Genomic DNA, 17658 nt, shown 5'->3' on the forward strand with positions numbered 1-17658 from the left:
ATGAAACTACTCATAGTTGAAGACGATCAGTTATTGCAGGAAGGGCTGGCGCTGGGGCTGGCCAATGAAGGGTATGCCCTCGACTGTGCCTGCACCGCCGCGGAGGCGGACTCTCTGATCCAGAGCGGCGAATACAGCCTGGTGATCCTCGATTTGGGCTTGCCTGATAAAGACGGCGCCACGCTGCTCAGCCAGTGGCGACGCCGCGGTATTGCCAACCCGGTGTTGATCCTGACGGCACGCGATGCCATTGAGGATCGTATCACCGGCCTTGATGCAGGCGCAGATGATTACCTGGTGAAACCTTTTGCACTTGCGGAGCTGCAGGCGCGAGTGCGGGCATTGATTCGCCGCTATCAGGGCCATAGTGATAACTTACTGACCGACGGCGATATTACGCTGAATCTGCAAACCCAGCAGGTATTGCGCCGGGACCAGGCGGTAGAGGTGACGCCAAAAGAGTTCGCCTTGCTTACGCGTCTGATCATGCGCAGCGGGCAAACGGTACACCGAGAGACGCTCCAGCAGGATATCTACTCCTGGCAGGACGACCCGGGGTCAAATACCCTTGAAGTTCATATTCACAACCTGCGTCGCAAGCTCGGCAAGGACAGAATCAAAACCGTCCGTGGCGTTGGCTATCGCCTTGAGAGCCAGAAATGAACAGCATGCGTCGGCGTTTGATGGTGCTGCTGGCGGTCATTCTGTTATTTTTCCAGCTGATAAGCGTCATCTGGCTGTGGCATGAAAGCCGTGAGCAGATTGGTTTTCTGGTGAATGAAACGCTGTCGGCAAAATCCCGCAATAACCATGTCGAGAAAGAGATCCGCGAAGCGATTGCTTCCCTTCTCGTCCCTTCTCTGGTGATGGTAGGCTTTACGCTGTTTTTCTCTTTCTGGGCAGTCAGCTGGATAACCCGACCGCTGAATAAACTGCGTGACAGCCTTGCTAACCGTTCGGCGGATAACTTAACACCGCTTCCCATGTATTCCGACATGGAAGAAATAGGCGCGGTGACAACCTCCCTGAACCAGCTGCTCGCCCGGCTGGACAATACCATTCAGCAGGAGCGTCTCTTCACCGCTGACGCCGCACACGAGCTCCGAACGCCCCTTGCCGGTATCCGGCTCCATCTGGAGCTTATGGCCCAGTCAGGCGCACCACAGGCCGCGACGTTAATTAGCCGTATCGATCAGCTCATGCATACCGTTGAGCAGCTGCTGATGCTGGCCCGTGCCGGACAGGCAATGGCCAGCGGACACTACGAAACCGTAAGCTGGACGGAAAATATCATTGAACCTCTCGGCCTGGGCCATGAAGCCAAAGAGCATACGGTGATTTGGCCCGCTAAAAGCGCGCTCACGGTTCAGGGAGACGCCGTGCTCCTGCGTCTGATGCTGCGCAACCTGCTGGAGAATGCCGGGCGCTACAGCCCGGCAGGGACAACGATTACAGTGACATTAACCGGGGTCGACGGGGGGACGCAGATCAGCGTGATCGATCAGGGGCCAGGGATTGATGAAGCACACCGTCAGTCAATTACCGAGCCATTCCGCCGTCTTGACCAGCGCTACGGTGGCAGCGGTCTGGGGCTGAGTATCGTGCAGCGCATCGTGCAGCTCCACCACGGCAGGCTGACGCTTGAGAACGGCGCTGAAGGTGGTTTGATCGCCAGCTGCTGGCTACCCGCAACGCTGGAATAAAAAAAGCCCCCATAATGGGGGCTTCGGGCAGATATTAGTGCTTGTAGATGAACTCGACGCCTTCTTCGTCGTCTTCATCCCAGTCATCGTCCCAGTCTTCATCATCGTCTTCCGCTTCCAGCTCTTCGAGCTGCTGGCGGTGGTAGTCATCCCACATGAATTCGACTTTTTCAGGCTGTTTCGCTTCTTCCGCCTGCACGATTGGGTTCTCGATGATGAAGGTCATCACATCCCAGCACAGATCTTTCACGCCAACCTGGCTTGCCGCAGAGATCAGGTAGTATTTATCTTCCCAACCCATCGCTTCAGCAATCGCTTTGGCTTTCTCTTCCGCTTCGGCTTTGTCCATCAGGTCGATCTTGTTGAAGACCAGCCAGCGTGGTTTATTCGCCAGTTTTTCGCTGTATTTTTCCAGCTCACCGATGATGATACGGGCGTTTTCAACCGGATCGGAACCATCGATAGGATCGATATCGATAAGATGCAGCAGCACGCGGCAACGCTCAAGGTGTTTCAGGAAGCGAATACCCAGACCCGCGCCTTCCGCAGCGCCTTCAATCAGTCCCGGAATATCGGCAACCACAAAGCTCTTCTCGTTATCCATACGGACAACGCCCAGGCTTGGTACCAGCGTGGTAAACGGATAGTCCGCCACTTTTGGTTTCGCCGCAGAGACGGCGCGAATGAACGTCGATTTACCGGCGTTTGGCATACCCAGCATGCCCACGTCTGCCAGAAGCATCAGCTCCAGCTGCAGATCGCGCTTATCACCCGGCGTACCCATCGTTTTCTGACGCGGAGTACGGTTAACGGAGGATTTGAAACGGCTGTTACCCAGACCGTGCCAGCCGCCTTTAGCCACCATCAGGCGCTGACCGTGTTTGGTCATGTCACCCATGGTTTCACCGGTTCCCTGGTCAATCACACGAGTACCGACCGGAACTTTAATAGTGACATCTTTACCGCGTTTCCCGGTACAGTCACGGCTCTGGCCGTTCTGGCCACGTTCAGCGCGGAAGGATTTCTCGAAACGGTAGTCGATCAGCGTGTTGAGGTTCTCATCCGCCTCCAGCCACACGTCACCACCATCCCCGCCGTCGCCGCCGTCAGGACCGCCACGTGGGATATACTTTTCACGGCGGAAGCTTACGCAACCATTGCCGCCATCACCAGCCACGACCAGGATCGTCGCTTCATCAACAAACTTCATTTTACTCTCCGTAACTCATTCGCCTGAGCGGGGGACTACTACAACCGCTTCATTTTTGCGCCAACGTCCCCAAAGACGATGACCAATGGCGGAATACATCGCGCCCGCAACCACGACAAACGCACCGAGATAACCCAACAGGTTGAGCATCGGTCTGACGAAGACATCGGGCCAGGCCATTGATAACAAATCTGAAAATAACAGCGTAAACAGCGGAGTAAGCGTAATTAACGCGCTCACCTGTGCTGCCTGCCAGCGCGCCATCGCTTCGGCCAGCGCGCCATAACCGACCAGCGTGTTCAGCCCACAAAAAATGAGGCACGCCAGTTGCCAGTCGCTAAGCTGGGAAATCACACCCGGCTTTGCTAATGGCAGCAATGCTATTGTACACAAAGTGTACAGCAAAAAGAGGATCTGCTGTGAGGCAAGACGACGCAATAACACCTTTTGCGCGACGCCATAGCTCACCCAGACCGTTGCCGCCCCCACACCGAAAATTACACCCCATGTGTAATCCGTCAGGCGGGTAAAAATCTCTATCAGACTGGTATTGAAGAACATCACCAGACCGCACAGCAGCATGCTCGCCCCGATAATCTGCGTACCGCGCATCTTCTCCTTGAGGATAAAGACGCTGGCGACCATCATGCCCACAGGTGAAAGCTGACCTATCACCTGCGACGCCGTGGGGCTGAGATATTGCAGGGAAGAGCTGAACAGGATGAAGTTACCGAACAGACCGCCCGTCGCGATAGCCAGTAATACCAGCCAGCGCGGTTTGCGGAAGAGCCGCAAGGGTGGAAGCTTACCTTTGATAGCCAGAATGGCCCCGAGGCCGATGCTTGCCATCAGAAAGCGATAAAAGACCACCGTAGGCGGCTCCATCACTTCCAGTACCTGCTTCATTGCAATTGGCAGCGCACCCCAGCACATTGCGGTAGTGAGCGCCAAAAGAATACCAATGCCGGCCTGCTGCTTCATGCCCGTTTTCCCTACAGAAAAAATTACCGGGTTTCCAATGTAAAAAGCCCCGCAACAGGTTGCGGGGCTTTAATCCGTTACCGGACCGAGAAAACCTTACTCAGCAACGATGCTGATGTATTTACGGTTGTTCGGGCCTTTAACTTCAAATTTCACTTTACCGTCTGCTTTAGCAAACAGAGTGTGGTCACGACCGCAACCTACGTTGTTGCCAGCGTGGAATTTGGTACCACGTTGACGAACGATGATGCTACCCGCCAGAACGGATTCGCCACCGAAACGCTTAACGCCAAGACGTTTAGCTTCTGAATCGCGACCATTACGTGTGGAGCCGCCAGCCTTTTTATGTGCCATTTAAATCTCTCCTCAGGTCTTAGGCGCTGATGCCAGTAATTTTCACATCAGTGAACCACTGACGGTGGCCCTGCTGCTTACGGTAGTGCTTACGACGACGAAACTTAACGATTTTAACTTTCTCGCCACGACCGTGTGCAACAACTTCAGCTTTGATAACGCCGCCATCAACGAAAGGAACGCCGATTTTGACTTCTTCACCGTTTGCGATCATCAGAACTTCTGCGAACTCAACAGATTCGCCAGTTGCGATGTCCAGCTTTTCCAGGCGAACGGTCTGACCTTCGCTTACTCGGTGTTGTTTACCACCACTTTGGAAAACCGCGTACATATAAACTCCGCTTCCGCGCACGTCCTCGTATGAATCAGAGTGCGCTATAAATATTCACAATAGGGCGCGAATATTACGCAAAACGCGAGCCTTTGACAAGTGCTACCGTCAATACATGAAGAAAAAAAACACAACACGTACGGTAACGTTTATCTGTGCCGTTTTTTCAGTACAATCAGCACTACTATTGATAAACCGAAACCCTTCGTTACCCCATTGAAGATGGGATCAACAGGATAAAAAGCCCGGCTTTTGCGATGAATTTAGAAAAAATCAACGAGTTAACCGCGCAAGATATGGCGGGTGTGAATGCAGCAATCCTGGAGCAACTCAACTCTGACGTTCAGCTGATCAATCAGTTGGGCTATTACATCGTCAGCGGCGGCGGTAAACGCATTCGTCCGATGATTGCCATTCTGGCTGCCAGAGCCGTTGGCTATCAGGGAAATGCTCACATCACTATCGCAGCGCTCATCGAATTTATTCACACGGCGACGCTTCTGCATGACGATGTTGTGGATGAATCGGATATGCGTCGTGGCAAAGCCACGGCAAACGCCGCTTTCGGAAACGCAGCCAGCGTCCTGGTGGGGGATTTTATCTATACCCGCGCCTTCCAGATGATGACCAGCCTGGGTTCCCTGAAAGTGCTGGAAGTGATGTCCGAAGCCGTAAACGTCATTGCTGAAGGCGAAGTGCTGCAGCTGATGAACGTCAACGACCCTGATATCACCGAAGAAAACTACATGCGCGTCATCTACAGCAAAACGGCGCGCCTGTTTGAAGCGGCTGCCCAGTGTTCCGGCATTCTGGCTGACTGTACCGAAGCACAGGAAAAAGGCCTGCAGGACTATGGCCGCTATCTGGGTACTGCCTTCCAGCTGATTGATGATTTGCTGGACTACAGTGCGGACGGCGAGACGCTCGGTAAAAACGTGGGCGATGACCTGAACGAAGGTAAACCAACCCTGCCGCTGCTTCATGCTATGCGCAACGGAACAGCTGACCAGGCGAAAATGATCCGTGAAGCGATTGAGCAGGGAAATGGCCGCCATCTTCTGGAACCTGTACTGGAAACTATGGCTATCTGCGGATCGCTGGAATGGACGCGTCAGCGCGCGGAAGAAGAAGCCGACAAAGCCATCGAAGCGCTTCAGGTCATTCCAGACAGTCCGTGGCGCGAGGCACTGATTGGTCTTGCCCACATCGCCGTTCAGCGCGACCGTTAATCCCCTTGTTTCTCCCCGCAGCGATAGCGGGGAGATTCCAGTACACTCCAGTAAATTCCGTGTTCATTTAAATTCATCGGTTTAGAGACCGCATGAATAAAGCCGTGTCTTATTCTGAATATCCCATCAAGTAACGCGAACTTTTTAGAACAAGAAGTTGAAATGGGTATAGTAACCGCGTCGTTTCAGAAAAAACGGCGTAGGTGAATCCAAACTTAAGGACGGCGTTATGGATACGAAATTTATCGACTGGCACACGGCTGATATTATTGCCGCACTGCACAAAAGAGGCACTTCACTGGCAGCAGAGTCCCGCCGCCATGGACTAAGTTCTTCAACTCTGGCAAACGCCCTCACTCGCCCCTGGCCCAAGGGAGAATTAATCATCGCGACGGCGCTGGATACGCATCCGTGGGTGATTTGGCCTTCGCGCTACCACGACCCCATTACCCATGAATTTATCGACAGATCGCGCATGATTCGCCAGAGAAAGGCAAAAAGAGAACCACAGGAATAACGCTTTTTTGACAGGAACAGCAACCCCCCGGTCATTGCTGGCAGGGGGCTGCCGGAACGATTACTCGCCCTTCACACGCTCAATGTTGGCACCCAGCGCGCGCAGTTTATCTTCGATACGCTCATAGCCACGATCGATGTGATAGATACGATCCACGATCGTTGTGCCTTCCGCAATACAACCCGCCAGCACCAGGCTTGCAGACGCACGCAGATCGGTTGCCATCACCTGAGCCCCTGACAATTTCTCAACGCCGTGGCAAATCACGGTATTACTTTCGATCTCAGCATGCGCGCCCATACGGATAAGTTCCGGTACGTGCATAAAGCGGTTCTCGAAAATGGTTTCGGTGATGAAACCAGTGCCTTCGGCAACCAGGTTCAACAGGGTAAACTGCGCCTGCATGTCCGTAGGGAACGCCGGATGCGGCGCCGTACGCACATTAACCGCTTTTGGACGCTGACCGTGCATATCGAGGCTGATCCAGTCTTCTCCGATTTCGATATCCGCACCCGCATCGCGCAGTTTCGCCAGCACCGCATCCAGGGTATCTGGCTGCGCGTTGCGACAAACAATCTTCCCGCCAGAAATCGCCGCAGCGACCAGGAAGGTACCGGTTTCGATACGGTCCGGCAGAACGCGATAGACACCACCGCCCAGACGCTCAACGCCTTCGATGGTGATACGGTCGGTACCCTGACCGGAAATCTTCGCCCCCAGCGCCACGAGGAAGTTGGCGGTATCCACAATCTCCGGTTCGCGCGCGGCGTTTTCGATGATGGTGGTACCTTCTGCCAGCGTCGCCGCAGACATAATGGTCACCGTTGCGCCCACGCTCACTTTATCCATGACGATGTGCGCGCCTTTCAGACGACCATTGACGGACGCTTTAACGTAACCTTCTTCGAGTTTAATCTCTGCGCCCAGCTTCTCCAGACCAAAGATGTGCAGGTCAACCGGACGCGCACCGATGGCGCAGCCGCCGGGCAGAGAGACCTGACCCTGCCCAAAACGCGCTACCAGCGGGCCAAGCGCCCAGATGGATGCACGCATGGTTTTCACCAGATCGTAAGGGGCTGAAAAGTTGTTCACCTTGCTGGCGTCGATCCAGACGGAACCGTTACGCTCAACTTTCGTGCCCAGTTGGGTGAGCAGCTTCATGGTGGTGTCGATATCTTTCAGCTTCGGTACGTTCTGAATTTCTACCGGCTCTTCAGCCAGCAGCGCAGCAAAGAGGATTGGCAGCGCGGCGTTTTTTGCGCCAGAAATTGTGACTTCGCCCTGGAGACGTGTTGGCCCCTGTACACGAAATTTATCCATTGTGTGTTCTCTTATAAAATCAACCGTGCTGCGGGCCTGTCGCCCTCAGCTCAAAAACCGTTTAGTTTGCGATCGCGTGCCCACTCTTGCGGGGTGAACGCTTTAATCGACAGGGCGTGGATGCGGTTATCCGCAATATATTCCATCAGAGGCGCGTACACAGCCTGCTGCTTCTTCACGCGGCTCATACCGTCGAACATCTCACCCACAGCAATAACCTGGAAGTGACTGCCATCGCCAGTGACGTGGGCTTCCTGAAGGGAGAGTGCATTCATCAGCACTGTCTGGATTTCATGATTTTCCATGGGCTCTTAATCATCTGATAGTGAAAACAAGCTCAACATCTTAGAGCAAAGTGGCGTTGTCTTAAACAAGCAAAAAGCCCCGACGATGAAACAGTCAGGGCTTTCGGAAGTAACGCACTGAAAATATTAACGAGGCAGTACGTCCTGAGGAAGATTGTAGAGCTGCGCAAGGGTCACGACATTATCGCTCGCGCCGTGAAGCTTAGCGCTTGTCCCCTGCTTTTTCCCCACGGCAACCAGATGGGCAAGCAGCGCAACACCCGCCGTATCCACCCGCGTAACGTCGGTTAAGTCGATACGCGTCACGCCCTGCATCGCTTCGTGGCGTTTGTCCCACAGTGGGTTCAGCAGATCCTGATCCAGTTCACCGGACAGCTTTAATGTCTCGCCTTCACGCGACCAGCTGAGTTGCTGTGACATTACTTCTTCTCGTCCAGGGTAATTTTCTGGCGAGAGATAGACTGCAGCTGAGCGGTCAGGCCATCAATGCCTTTAGTGCGCAGCAGGTCGCTCCATTCGTTCTGTTTGGTGGTGATCATGCTTACCCCTTCGGCAATCATGTCATACGCCTGCCAGTGACCGGTCTGGCTGTTTTTACGCCACTGGAAATCCAGACGAACTGGCGGACGACCGTTAGGATCGTTGATCGTCACACGGATAGGGACGATGGTCGCATCGCCCAGCGGCTGTTCAGGCGCAATCTGATAGGTCTGACCGTGGTACATCGCCAGCGCCTGGCCATAAGCCTGTTTCAGGTATTCACGAAACGCGGCAAAGTACGCATCACGTTGCGCAGGGGTCGCGTCTTTGTAATAACGTCCCAGCACCAGCGCACCCGCATATTTAATCTGCACGTACGGCAGCAGTTCCTGATCAACGACGTCACGCAGATAATCAGGATTAGCACGAATTTTAGGCTGTTCGTTTTTAAGACGGTCGAAGGTCTTCTTCGCCGCTTCGTCCATCAGTTTGTACGGGTTACTCTGATCCGCAGCGTGGGCGGCGGTTAGAGGGGCGATGACCAGCATGGCAACCATTAACAGTCGTTTAAACATGAATGACTTCTCCTGAAATTAATGCGTCGCGCCAGATGTCGGTGCGACGTCGGTATGATCTTCGCTCTGCGCAGGGGCAGCGTCGGATTTTTTCTCATCCCCTTTACTGTTGTAAAGGAACTGACCAATCATATCCTCCAGAACCATCGCGGATTTCGTATCCTGAATGACGCTACCGTCTTTAAGGATAGTCGTTCCCAGCTCGGGGTCTTCAAAGCCAACGTTAAGCGCCAGATATTGTTCGCCCAGCAGACCGGAAGTACGAATAGAAAGGGAGCTGGTGTCCGGGATATGGTTGTAACGCTCTTCGATATCCATCGCGACGCGTGGCAGGTAGGTTTTCTCATCCAGCGTAATGTCAGATACGCGTCCGATCACCACGCCGCCGATGCGGACCGGTGAACGCGCCTTCAGCCCGCCGATGTTATCGAAGGTGGCATAGATGCGATACGTCGGCTCGGTGCGCACAGACGTAATATCCGCCGCTCTCAGGCAGATAAACAGCGCGGCCAGCAGCGCCAGCAGCAGGAATACACCGACCCAAATTTCATTTTTTCTCGTTTGCATGAACTCAATTCCCAAACATCAGTGCGGTGAGCACAAAATCCAGACCCAGTACGGCCAGCGACGAATGTACGACGGTACGTGTAGTTGCACGGCTAATGCCCGCCGACGTCGGGATGGCATCGTAACCATTGAACAATGCAATCCAGGTGACCGTAATGGCAAATACCACGCTTTTAATCAGACAGTTAACCAGATCCATTCGCAGGTCGATTGCGTCCTGCATCGCGGACCAGAAGAAACCGGCATCAATGCCTTTCCAGTGCACGCCAACCAGCGAACCGCCCCAGATACCCACGGCGACAAACAGAATAGTCAGTAACGGTAAAGAGATCACCCCAGCCCAGAAACGCGGCGAGATCACGCGACGCAGCGGGTCGACCGCCATCATCTCCATGCTGGAGAGCTGCTCGGTCGCACGCATCAGGCCAATTTCAGCCGTTAATGCCGACCCCGCGCGCCCGGCGAACAACAGCGCCGCCACAACAGGCCCCAGCTCGCGCAGCAGCGAGAGCGCCACCAGCATCCCGAGGCTGGTTTCCGCACTGTAGGTTGTCAGAACCAGATAGCCCTGCAGCCCAAGCACCATACCGATAAACAGACCGGAGACAATGATGATGAGCATCGACAGCACGCCGACATTATAAAGCTGCCGCACCAGCAGAGGTGCGTGCTTACGGAATTCCGGCTTGCCGACCAGCGCGTTGAATAACATCAATCCGGCACGCCCGAACGTCCTGATGGTTTTTATGCCACGGTGTCCGAGAGCGGCCAACGCATTTAACAGCATGAGTGGCTTAACTCCCTATTCCCAGTAAATCGTCACGATAGTCGCCCGCGGGGTAGCGGAACGGCACAGGGCCATCGGCAATACCGTCAAGGAACTGCCGCACGCGCGGATCGCAATTTTCCTGCAGCGCCTGAGCGCTACCGTGTGCGACGATCTTTTTGTCCGCCACGATATAGGCGTAATCGGCAATGCTCAATACTTCCGGTACATCGTGAGATACCACAATGCAGGTGACGCCAAGCGCGCTGTTCAGTTCAGAGATGAGCTTCACCAGCACGCCCATCGTGATGGGATCCTGTCCAACAAACGGTTCGTCGAACATGATTAAATCAGGTTCTAATGCAATGGCTCGCGCCAGCGCGGCACGACGCGCCATCCCGCCGGACAGCTCCGAGGGCATCAGCTTTGCGGCGCCTCGCAAACCGACGGCTTCGAGCTTCATCATCACCGTGCTTTTCAGCAGTTCAGGCGGCAGGCTGGTATGCTCGCGCAGCGGATAGGCCACGTTATCAAAGACATTCATGTCGGTGAACAAGGCTCCCGACTGAAAGAGCATGCTCATGCGTTTGCGGACAGTATACAGACGCGAGCGTGACATCTCCGGGATGTTTTCGCCATCAAAGAGGATTTCACCGCTATCAGGTGGGATCTGCCCACCAATGAGGCGCAGCAGGGTCGTTTTACCGATCCCGGACGGCCCCATGATGGCAGTGATTTTGCCACGCGGTACGGTCAACGAAATATCATCAAATATCAATCTGTTGGCGCGGGAAAAACTCACGCCGCGAACATCGACTAAATTCGCCATCGTTTGGCTCATTTATGGTTCCTTTATTACCCTGCTCACGTTAAGGCATGCCGCCTGAATCAGCCCTCAACTCCGCATTTTTACAGAATAATAGCCGTTGAGGTTAGCGAAAGCTGGCATTTGTTTTACTTTTCCGGCGCATAAAGTCAAAATTAGGAATTCGTTACGCCTCAGACTGTATGCAGTCCAGCCATTCCCGTGCGATGGACCGACGAGTATACCTGAAGAAAGGACTTTTGATGCTTTTAGCAACAGCACTGTTAATAATTGGTTTACTTTTGGTGGTCTACAGTGCTGACCGTTTAGTGTTTGCTGCATCTATCCTGTGTCGCCTGACCGGCGTACCGCCTGTCGTCATCGGGATGACCGTTGTCAGTGTTGGAACGTCACTTCCTGAAATCATCGTCTCTGTAACAGCATCGCTGCATGGTCAGTTAGACCTGGCAGTAGGCACCGCGATTGGCTCTAATATCGTCAATATACTCTTGATTTTAGGCCTGGCCGCATTGCTCCATCCATTTCGCGTGCATTCTGATGTTCTGCGCCGTGAATTGCCGCTAATGTTAATCGTAAGCCTGCTGGCAGGCTGCGTATTTTATGATGGTGTACTGAGCTACAGCGACGGCATTTTCCTGCTGGCGCTGGCCATCATCTGGCTGCTGTATAGTGTTAAAATCGCCCGTCAGGCTGAGAAGCAGGGTCAGGATAGCCTCACGCGGGAGCAGGTCGCCGAACTGCCGCGAGAAGGCACGCTGCCTGTTGCCCTGCTCTGGCTTGGCGTTGCGCTGATCATCATGCCGATGGCAACGCGCATGGTTGTGGATAACGCGACGGTGCTGGCGAACTATTTCGCCATCAGTGAACTGACCATTGGCCTGACGGTGATTGCCATCGGCACCAGCCTGCCGGAGCTGGCCACGGCCATTGCGGGGGCACGGAAAGGTGAGGATGACATTGCCATTGGTAATATCATCGGTTCCAACATATTTAATATCGCCATTGTGATGGGCCTACCGGCCCTGATTACGCCAGGGCCCTTTAATCCCCTGGCGTTCTCACGTGACTACGGCGTGATGTTATTGGTCAGCGTGATATTTGCCCTGCTCTGCTGGCGGCGGCAACGACAGATCGGCAAAGGCGCAGGCGCGCTGCTGACGGGTGGATTTATCGTATGGATGGCGATGCTGTACTGGCTCTCGCCTCTTATCTCTGGGTAAACGGAAACGCATTATGTCGCAAATAGAATTGCAGCCGGGTTTTGACTTTCAGAAGGCAGGCAAAGAGGTTCTGGAGATTGAACGTGAAGGTCTGGCGCAGTTAGATCAGTACATTAATCAGGATTTTAGTCTGGCATGTGAGAAGATGTTCTACTGTGCCGGCAAAGTCGTGGTGATGGGGATGGGCAAGTCCGGCCACATTGGACGCAAAATGGCGGCAACGTTTGCCAGTACCGGCACCTCGTCCTTCTTTGTACATCCGGGGGAAGCCGCGCACGGTGATCTGGGTATGGTCACGCCGCAGGATATCGTCATCGCGCTGTCCAACTCCGGGGAATCCAATGAAATTTTGGCGCTGATCCCGGTATTGAAGCGACTGCAGGTGCCGCTTATTTGCATGACCAGCCGTCCGGAAAGCAGCATGGCGCGGGCAGCCGATATTCACCTGTGCGTGAAAGTGCCCAAGGAGGCCTGTCCGCTTGGCCTGGCGCCGACGTCCAGCACCACCGCCGCGCTGGTCATGGGTGATGCGCTTGCCGTCGCGCTGCTCGAAGCCCGCGGTTTTACGCCGGAGGATTTCGCGCTTTCCCACCCGGGCGGTGCGCTGGGGCGCAAGCTTCTGCTTCGGGTAAACGATATTATGCACACCGGGGACGAGATCCCTCACGTCAGTAAAGAAGCCTCCCTGCGTGATGCGCTGCTGGAAATCACCCGTAAGAATCTGGGTATGACGGTCGTGTGCGACGATCTGATGAAAATTCAGGGGATCTTCACCGATGGCGACCTGCGTCGCGTGTTCGACATGGGTGTAGACGTCCGCACGCTCGGCATCGCCGATGTGATGACGCCGGGCGGTATACGCGTCCGTCCGGGTACGCTGGCGGTGGATGTGCTGAACCTGATGCAGTCCCGTCACATTACCTCAGTGATGGTTGCCGATGGCGACCAGATGCTGGGTGTGGTACATATGCATGATCTGCTGCGCGCAGGCGTAGTGTAATGAAGGATAAGACAATGAGTAATGCGGGTGCATCCCTTGCAACCTGTTATGGACCGGTCAGTACCCAGATGATGGCAAAGGCGGAAAACATTCGTCTGCTCATCCTGGACGTGGATGGCGTACTTTCCGATGGCCTGATTTACATGGGCAATAATGGTGAAGAGCTGAAAGCTTTTAACGTTCGCGACGGCTACGGTATCCGCTGCGCGCTCACCTCGGGTATTGAGGTGGCTATCATCACCGGACGAAAAGCTAAACTGGTAGAAGACCGCTGTGAAACCTTAGGAATTACCCATCTGTATCAGGGTCAATCCGATAAGATGGCGGCGTTTAAGGATTTACTGGGTAAACTGGCTATCGCACCGGAAAACGTAGCCTACGTCGGGGACGATCTGATTGACTGGCCTGTGATGGCTGAAGTCGGGCTGAGCATCGCCGTTGCCGATGCGCATCCGCTGCTGATCCCGCGCGCAGACTACGTTACCCACATCAACGGGGGCCGTGGTGCCGTACGTGAAGTCTGCGATCTGCTTTTGCTGGCGCAGGGCAAGCTTGATGAGGCCAAAGGGCAATCGATATGAGTAAAACCAGACGCTGGATTATCATTTTGCTTTCGCTTGTCGCACTGATATTGATTGGCGTGAACCTTGCCGATCGCGACGATACGCAAACGGAAGTGGTCAACAATAACGATCCAACCTATAAAAGCGATCACAGCGACACCGTGGTCTATAGCCCGGAAGGCGCGCTGAACTATCGTCTGATTGCCCAGCATGTTGAATATTTTTCAGATGACGGTATTTCGTGGTTTACCCAACCTGTCATGACCACATTTGATAAGGACAAAGTGCCGACGTGGTCAATTAAGTCAGATAGGGCAAAACTGACAAATGACCGTATGCTTTATCTGTATGGCCACGTTGAAGTCAACGCCCTGACCGCTGACTCGCAACTGCGAAAAATTACGACGGATAATGCCCAGATTAACCTGGTAACCCAGGACGTGACCTCGCAGGATCTGGTCACACTGTATGGCACAACATTTAATTCCAGCGGTTTGAGAATGCGCGGGAACTTACGCAGCAAGAACGCCGAGCTGATTGAAAAGGTTAGAACCTCCTATGAAATTCAAAACAAACAAACTCAGCCTTAAAGTAATTATCGCCAGCGCGATGCTGGCGACCAGTCTCCCCGCGCTTGCTGTAACGGGCGATACCGACCAACCGATCCATATCGAGTCTGATACCCAGTCACTCGATATGCAGGGCAACGTCGTCACCTTCACGGGTAACGTCGTCATGACTCAGGGCACCATCAAAATTAACGCCGACAAAGTGGTCGTGACCCGTCCGGGTGGCGAGCAGGGCAAAGAGATCATTGATGGTTACGGCAACCCGGCCACCTTCTACCAGATGCAGGACAACGGCAAGCCGGTGAAAGGCCGCGCCTCGCATATGCACTATGAGCTGGCGAAGGACCTGGTCATCCTGACCGGAAACGCGTATCTGGAACAGCTGGACAGCAACATTACCGGCGACCAGATCACCTATCTGGTGAAAGAGCAAAAAATGCAGGCCTCCAGCGAGAAAGGCAAACGCGTCACGACCGTCCTGGTTCCGTCGCAGCTGCAGGACAAAGGCAAAGGCCAGGCCCCGGCACAGAAGAAGAGCAACTAATTCGTTATGGCAACATTAACTGCAAAAAATCTCGCGAAGGCCTACAAGGGCCGCCGTGTCGTAGAAGATGTCAGTCTGACCGTCAACTCCGGCGAAATCGTGGGGCTGCTTGGCCCTAACGGTGCGGGTAAAACCACCACTTTCTACATGGTCGTTGGCATTGTGCCGCGCGATGCCGGCAACATTATCATTGACGATGAAGACATCAGCCTTCTGCCTCTGCACGCGCGCGCGCGTCGCGGGATCGGCTACCTGCCGCAGGAAGCCTCCATTTTCCGTCGTCTTAGCGTTTACGATAACCTGATGGCGGTCCTGGAAATTCGTAACGATCTGACCAGCGAACAGCGCCAGGATCGTGCCAACGAGTTGATGGAAGAGTTCCACATTGAGCATCTTCGCGACAGCCTCGGTCAGGCACTCTCCGGGGGTGAACGCCGTCGCGTTGAGATTGCGCGTGCGCTGGCCGCAAACCCGAAATTTATCCTTTTGGATGAACCGTTTGCCGGCGTTGACCCGATCTCGGTTATCGACATTAAACGCATCATTGAACACCTGCGTGACAGCGGGCTTGGCGTACTGATCACCGACCACAACGTCCGTGAAACGCTGGCCGTGTGTGAACGCGCGTATATTGTGAGCCAGGGCAATCTGATCGCCCACGGTACGCCGCAGCAGATCCTCGAAGACGATCATGTTAAGCGCGTCTATCTTGGGGAAGACTTCAGACTCTGATAGGGTAGAGGTAACGTAACGCCGAACCGGAGAAAAACGCTCTGAACATGAAGCAAGGTTTGCAATTAAGGCTCAGCCAACAACTGGCAATGACGCCGCAGCTACAGCAGGCAATTCGCCTGTTGCAACTGTCCACGTTAGAACTTCAGCAGGAGCTCCAGCAGGCGCTGGACAGCAACCCCCTGCTGGAACAAACCGATCTTCATGACGAGGTAGATGCTCAGCAGTCACAGGATACAGAAGCGCTCGACACCGCGGATGCACTCGAACAAAAAGAGATGCCCGACGAGCTACCGCTGGATGCCAGCTGGGATGAAATCTACACCGCCGGAACCCCTTCCGGTACGCGTGCAGACTACCAGGATGATGAGCTACCGGTCTATCAGGGAGAGACCACCCAGTCGCTGCAGGATTACCTGATGTGGCAGGTGGAACTTACCCCCTTCTCCGATACCGACCGCGCGATTGCCACCTCAATTGTCGATGCCGTTGACGACACCGGCTATTTGACCGTCACGCTGGACGATATCCTGGAAAGCATGGGCGACGACGAGATTGAGCTTGAGGAAGTTGAAGCCGTTCTGAAGCGCATCCAGCGTTTCGATCCGGTAGGCGTAGCCGCAAAAGATCTGCGCGACTGCCTGCTGATCCAGCTTTCTCAGTTCAGCAAAGAGACGCCATGGCTCGACGAGGCGCGCTTAATCATCAGCGATCATCTGGATCTGTTGGCCAACCACGATTTCCGCAGCCTGATGCGCGTCACGCGCCTGAAGGAAGAGGTGCTGAAAGAAGCGGTGAATCTGATCCAGTCGCTCGATCCGCGCCCGGGACAGTCGATCCAGACCAGCGAACCCGAGTACGTCATCCCGGACGTGCTGGTCAGAAAACACAATGACCGCTGGGTCGTTGAACTGAATTCAGACAGCATCCCTCGCCTGCAAATCAACCAGCAGTATGCCTCCATGTGCACCAGCGCGCGTAACGACTCCGACAATCAATATATTCGCAGCAATCTTCAGGAAGCGCGATGGCTGATTAAAAGTCTGGAGAGCCGAAATGATACGCTGCTGCGCGTCAGCCGCTGTATTGTCGAACAGCAGCAGGCGTTCTTTGAGCAGGGCGAAGAGTATATGAAACCGATGGTACTGGCGGATATCGCCCAGGCCGTCGAGATGCATGAATCAACCATTTCCCGTGTCACCACGCAGAAGTATCTGCACAGTCCACGCGGTATATTTGAGCTTAAGTATTTCTTCTCCAGCCATGTGAATACCGAGGGCGGCGGCGAAGCGTCGTCAACGGCCATTCGTGCCCTGGTGAAGAAGTTGATCGCCGCGGAGAACCCCGCGAAGCCACTAAGCGACAGTAAGTTAACCACCATGCTGTCCGATCAGGGTATTATGGTGGCACGTCGTACTGTTGCGAAGTATCGAGAGTCTTTATCCATTCCGCCGTCCAACCAGCGTAAACAGCTGGTCTGACACAACCGATAAGGAAGACACTATGCAGCTCAACATCACTGGACAAAACGTCGAAATTACTGAGGCTTTACGCGACTTCGTTAACGCGAAGTTTGCAAAACTCGAGCAGTATTTCGAAAGGATCAATCAGGTCTATATTGTGTTGAAAGTGGAGAAAGTGACTCATATCTCGGATGCCACCCTGCATGTTAACGGGGGTGAACTGCATGCCAGTGCGGAAGGGCAAGACATGTACGCTGCTATCGACGGCTTGATTGATAAGCTTGCACGACAGCTCAATAAACATAAAGATAAACTGAAACAACACTAATTGTCCGGGCAGTTAACGGGTGCAGGAAGGCCTGTTGTGAAACACAACAGGCCATTTGTACAGTTAGCGCTTAGG

At 54.2% G+C, this 17658-nt stretch carries 23 protein-coding genes; 12 read left to right on the forward strand and 11 right to left on the reverse strand.

Annotation, left to right across the window (positions count from 1 at the left end):
- Both pmrA and pmrB read left to right on the forward strand, forming a co-directional pair.
- The gene (gene pmrA / locus LA04_RS06600) at positions 1-663 is read left to right on the forward strand and encodes a two-component system response regulator PmrA (protein ID WP_047650928.1); all 663 of its coding nucleotides are present in this window, start codon (positions 1-3) and stop codon (positions 661-663) included.
- Positions 660-1703, forward strand: coding sequence for a two-component system sensor histidine kinase PmrB (gene pmrB / locus LA04_RS06605; RefSeq protein WP_047650929.1), 1044 nt, complete (start codon positions 660-662; stop codon positions 1701-1703). Before pmrA ends, pmrB begins: the two co-directional genes overlap by 4 nt.
- 34 nt (positions 1704-1737) lie before the next feature.
- Here pmrB and cgtA read toward each other — a convergent pair whose 3' ends face one another.
- From cgtA to rplU, 4 genes are all read right to left on the reverse strand, one after another.
- On the reverse strand, positions 1738-2913 hold the full coding sequence (gene cgtA / locus LA04_RS06610) for an Obg family GTPase CgtA (RefSeq protein WP_047650930.1): 1176 nt from the start codon (positions 2911-2913) through the stop codon (positions 1738-1740).
- A 15-nt stretch (positions 2914-2928) separates the two neighbouring features.
- Positions 2929-3894, reverse strand: coding sequence for a DMT family transporter (locus tag LA04_RS06615; RefSeq protein WP_023309346.1), 966 nt, complete (start codon positions 3892-3894; stop codon positions 2929-2931).
- A gap of 96 nt (positions 3895-3990) precedes the next feature.
- Complete coding sequence (gene rpmA, locus LA04_RS06620) at positions 3991-4248, reverse strand: 50S ribosomal protein L27 (protein ID WP_004385076.1); 258 nt, start codon at positions 4246-4248, stop codon at positions 3991-3993.
- Between the two features lie 19 nt (positions 4249-4267).
- Positions 4268-4579: a 50S ribosomal protein L21 gene (gene rplU / locus LA04_RS06625; RefSeq protein ID WP_003025032.1), complete on the reverse strand. Its 312-nt coding sequence runs from the start codon at positions 4577-4579 to the stop codon at positions 4268-4270.
- A 257-nt stretch (positions 4580-4836) separates the two neighbouring features.
- Here rplU and ispB point away from each other — a divergent pair, with 257 nt between their 5' ends.
- Together ispB and sfsB are read left to right on the forward strand one after the other, a co-directional pair.
- The gene (ispB, locus tag LA04_RS06630) at positions 4837-5808 is read left to right on the forward strand and encodes an octaprenyl diphosphate synthase (RefSeq protein ID WP_024906360.1); all 972 of its coding nucleotides are present in this window, start codon (positions 4837-4839) and stop codon (positions 5806-5808) included.
- A 229-nt stretch (positions 5809-6037) separates the two neighbouring features.
- Entirely contained in the window at positions 6038-6325 is a 288-nt protein-coding gene (gene sfsB, locus LA04_RS06635; RefSeq protein WP_047650931.1) for a DNA-binding transcriptional regulator SfsB, read from the forward strand.
- 60 nt (positions 6326-6385) lie between these two features.
- Here sfsB and murA read toward each other — a convergent pair whose 3' ends face one another.
- The 7 genes from murA to mlaF form a co-directional block, all read right to left on the reverse strand.
- On the reverse strand, positions 6386-7645 hold the full coding sequence (murA, locus tag LA04_RS06640; RefSeq protein WP_023309349.1) for a UDP-N-acetylglucosamine 1-carboxyvinyltransferase: 1260 nt from the start codon (positions 7643-7645) through the stop codon (positions 6386-6388).
- A gap of 50 nt (positions 7646-7695) precedes the next feature.
- A complete protein-coding gene (ibaG, locus tag LA04_RS06645) occupies positions 7696-7950 on the reverse strand; it encodes a BolA family iron metabolism protein IbaG (protein ID WP_008501458.1) in 255 nt (84 codons plus the stop codon).
- Positions 7951-8076: 126 nt separating this feature from the next.
- The gene (gene mlaB / locus LA04_RS06650; RefSeq protein ID WP_047650933.1) at positions 8077-8370 is read right to left on the reverse strand and encodes a lipid asymmetry maintenance protein MlaB; all 294 of its coding nucleotides are present in this window, start codon (positions 8368-8370) and stop codon (positions 8077-8079) included.
- On the reverse strand, positions 8370-9005 hold the full coding sequence (gene mlaC, locus LA04_RS06655) for a phospholipid-binding protein MlaC (protein WP_047650934.1): 636 nt from the start codon (positions 9003-9005) through the stop codon (positions 8370-8372). Before mlaC ends, mlaB begins: the two co-directional genes overlap by 1 nt.
- Positions 9006-9023: 18 nt before the next feature.
- Positions 9024-9572 (reverse strand): outer membrane lipid asymmetry maintenance protein MlaD, encoded by a 549-nt coding sequence (gene mlaD, locus LA04_RS06660; RefSeq protein ID WP_047650935.1) that lies wholly within the window; start codon positions 9570-9572, stop codon positions 9024-9026.
- Between the two features lie 4 nt (positions 9573-9576).
- Positions 9577-10359 (reverse strand): lipid asymmetry maintenance ABC transporter permease subunit MlaE, encoded by a 783-nt coding sequence (gene mlaE / locus LA04_RS06665; protein WP_010436044.1) that lies wholly within the window; start codon positions 10357-10359, stop codon positions 9577-9579.
- A 7-nt stretch (positions 10360-10366) separates the two neighbouring features.
- Positions 10367-11179 (reverse strand): phospholipid ABC transporter ATP-binding protein MlaF, encoded by an 813-nt coding sequence (gene mlaF, locus LA04_RS06670; protein WP_024906354.1) that lies wholly within the window; start codon positions 11177-11179, stop codon positions 10367-10369.
- Positions 11180-11406: 227 nt separating this feature from the next.
- Here mlaF and LA04_RS06675 point away from each other — a divergent pair, with 227 nt between their 5' ends.
- From LA04_RS06675 to hpf, 8 genes are read left to right on the forward strand one after another with little or no spacing between them, the layout of a single operon-like run.
- Entirely contained in the window at positions 11407-12384 is a 978-nt protein-coding gene (locus LA04_RS06675; RefSeq protein WP_047650936.1) for a calcium/sodium antiporter, read from the forward strand.
- 13 nt (positions 12385-12397) lie between these two features.
- Positions 12398-13384 carry an arabinose-5-phosphate isomerase KdsD gene (kdsD, locus tag LA04_RS06680; RefSeq protein WP_047650937.1) on the forward strand — a complete coding sequence of 329 codons (987 nt, stop codon included), beginning with the start codon at positions 12398-12400 and terminating at the stop codon, positions 13382-13384.
- A 14-nt stretch (positions 13385-13398) separates the two neighbouring features.
- Positions 13399-13965: a 3-deoxy-manno-octulosonate-8-phosphatase KdsC gene (gene kdsC, locus LA04_RS06685; RefSeq protein ID WP_023309356.1), complete on the forward strand. Its 567-nt coding sequence runs from the start codon at positions 13399-13401 to the stop codon at positions 13963-13965.
- Positions 13962-14537 carry an LPS export ABC transporter periplasmic protein LptC gene (gene lptC, locus LA04_RS06690; protein WP_047650938.1) on the forward strand — a complete coding sequence of 192 codons (576 nt, stop codon included), beginning with the start codon at positions 13962-13964 and terminating at the stop codon, positions 14535-14537. The genes kdsC and lptC overlap by 4 nt, the downstream gene beginning before the upstream one ends.
- On the forward strand, positions 14506-15060 hold the full coding sequence (gene lptA / locus LA04_RS06695) for a lipopolysaccharide ABC transporter substrate-binding protein LptA (RefSeq protein WP_033146750.1): 555 nt from the start codon (positions 14506-14508) through the stop codon (positions 15058-15060). The genes lptC and lptA overlap by 32 nt, the downstream gene beginning before the upstream one ends.
- 6 nt (positions 15061-15066) lie before the next feature.
- Positions 15067-15792, forward strand: a complete 726-nt coding sequence (gene lptB / locus LA04_RS06700; protein ID WP_033146751.1) for an LPS export ABC transporter ATP-binding protein — start codon at positions 15067-15069, stop codon at positions 15790-15792.
- A gap of 47 nt (positions 15793-15839) precedes the next feature.
- The gene (gene rpoN, locus LA04_RS06705; RefSeq protein ID WP_047650939.1) at positions 15840-17273 is read left to right on the forward strand and encodes an RNA polymerase factor sigma-54; all 1434 of its coding nucleotides are present in this window, start codon (positions 15840-15842) and stop codon (positions 17271-17273) included.
- 22 nt (positions 17274-17295) lie between these two features.
- Positions 17296-17583, forward strand: coding sequence for a ribosome hibernation promoting factor (gene hpf, locus LA04_RS06710; protein ID WP_008501444.1), 288 nt, complete (start codon positions 17296-17298; stop codon positions 17581-17583).
- Positions 17584-17658 lie beyond the last annotated feature (75 nt).

Origin of the sequence: Enterobacter sp. UCD-UG_FMILLET (assembly GCF_000762975.1) — a bacterium.
Taxonomy (GTDB): Bacteria; Pseudomonadota; Gammaproteobacteria; order Enterobacterales; family Enterobacteriaceae; genus Enterobacter; species Enterobacter dykesii.

Bases quoted from the DNA above. Each gene is read 5' to 3' on its own strand.
- pmrA (WP_047650928.1), top strand. From the start codon at position 1: ATGAAACTACTCATAGTTGAAGACGATCAGTTATTGCAGGAAGGGCTG.
- pmrB (WP_047650929.1), top strand. From the start codon at position 660: ATGAACAGCATGCGTCGGCGTTTGATGGTGCTGCTGGCGGTCATTCTG.
- cgtA (WP_047650930.1), bottom strand. From the start codon at position 2,913: ATGAAGTTTGTTGATGAAGCGACGATCCTGGTCGTGGCTGGTGATGGC.
- LA04_RS06615 (WP_023309346.1), bottom strand. From the start codon at position 3,894: ATGAAGCAGCAGGCCGGCATTGGTATTCTTTTGGCGCTCACTACCGCA.
- rpmA (WP_004385076.1), bottom strand. From the start codon at position 4,248: ATGGCACATAAAAAGGCTGGCGGCTCCACACGTAATGGTCGCGATTCA.
- rplU (WP_003025032.1), bottom strand. From the start codon at position 4,579: ATGTACGCGGTTTTCCAAAGTGGTGGTAAACAACACCGAGTAAGCGAA.
- ispB (WP_024906360.1), top strand. From the start codon at position 4,837: ATGAATTTAGAAAAAATCAACGAGTTAACCGCGCAAGATATGGCGGGT.
- sfsB (WP_047650931.1), top strand. From the start codon at position 6,038: ATGGATACGAAATTTATCGACTGGCACACGGCTGATATTATTGCCGCA.
- murA (WP_023309349.1), bottom strand. From the start codon at position 7,645: ATGGATAAATTTCGTGTACAGGGGCCAACACGTCTCCAGGGCGAAGTC.
- ibaG (WP_008501458.1), bottom strand. From the start codon at position 7,950: ATGGAAAATCATGAAATCCAGACAGTGCTGATGAATGCACTCTCCCTT.
- mlaB (WP_047650933.1), bottom strand. From the start codon at position 8,370: ATGTCACAGCAACTCAGCTGGTCGCGTGAAGGCGAGACATTAAAGCTG.
- mlaC (WP_047650934.1), bottom strand. From the start codon at position 9,005: ATGTTTAAACGACTGTTAATGGTTGCCATGCTGGTCATCGCCCCTCTA.
- mlaD (WP_047650935.1), bottom strand. From the start codon at position 9,572: ATGCAAACGAGAAAAAATGAAATTTGGGTCGGTGTATTCCTGCTGCTG.
- mlaE (WP_010436044.1), bottom strand. From the start codon at position 10,359: ATGCTGTTAAATGCGTTGGCCGCTCTCGGACACCGTGGCATAAAAACC.
- mlaF (WP_024906354.1), bottom strand. From the start codon at position 11,179: ATGAGCCAAACGATGGCGAATTTAGTCGATGTTCGCGGCGTGAGTTTT.
- LA04_RS06675 (WP_047650936.1), top strand. From the start codon at position 11,407: ATGCTTTTAGCAACAGCACTGTTAATAATTGGTTTACTTTTGGTGGTC.
- kdsD (WP_047650937.1), top strand. From the start codon at position 12,398: ATGTCGCAAATAGAATTGCAGCCGGGTTTTGACTTTCAGAAGGCAGGC.
- kdsC (WP_023309356.1), top strand. From the start codon at position 13,399: ATGAGTAATGCGGGTGCATCCCTTGCAACCTGTTATGGACCGGTCAGT.
- lptC (WP_047650938.1), top strand. From the start codon at position 13,962: ATGAGTAAAACCAGACGCTGGATTATCATTTTGCTTTCGCTTGTCGCA.
- lptA (WP_033146750.1), top strand. From the start codon at position 14,506: ATGAAATTCAAAACAAACAAACTCAGCCTTAAAGTAATTATCGCCAGC.
- lptB (WP_033146751.1), top strand. From the start codon at position 15,067: ATGGCAACATTAACTGCAAAAAATCTCGCGAAGGCCTACAAGGGCCGC.
- rpoN (WP_047650939.1), top strand. From the start codon at position 15,840: ATGAAGCAAGGTTTGCAATTAAGGCTCAGCCAACAACTGGCAATGACG.
- hpf (WP_008501444.1), top strand. From the start codon at position 17,296: ATGCAGCTCAACATCACTGGACAAAACGTCGAAATTACTGAGGCTTTA.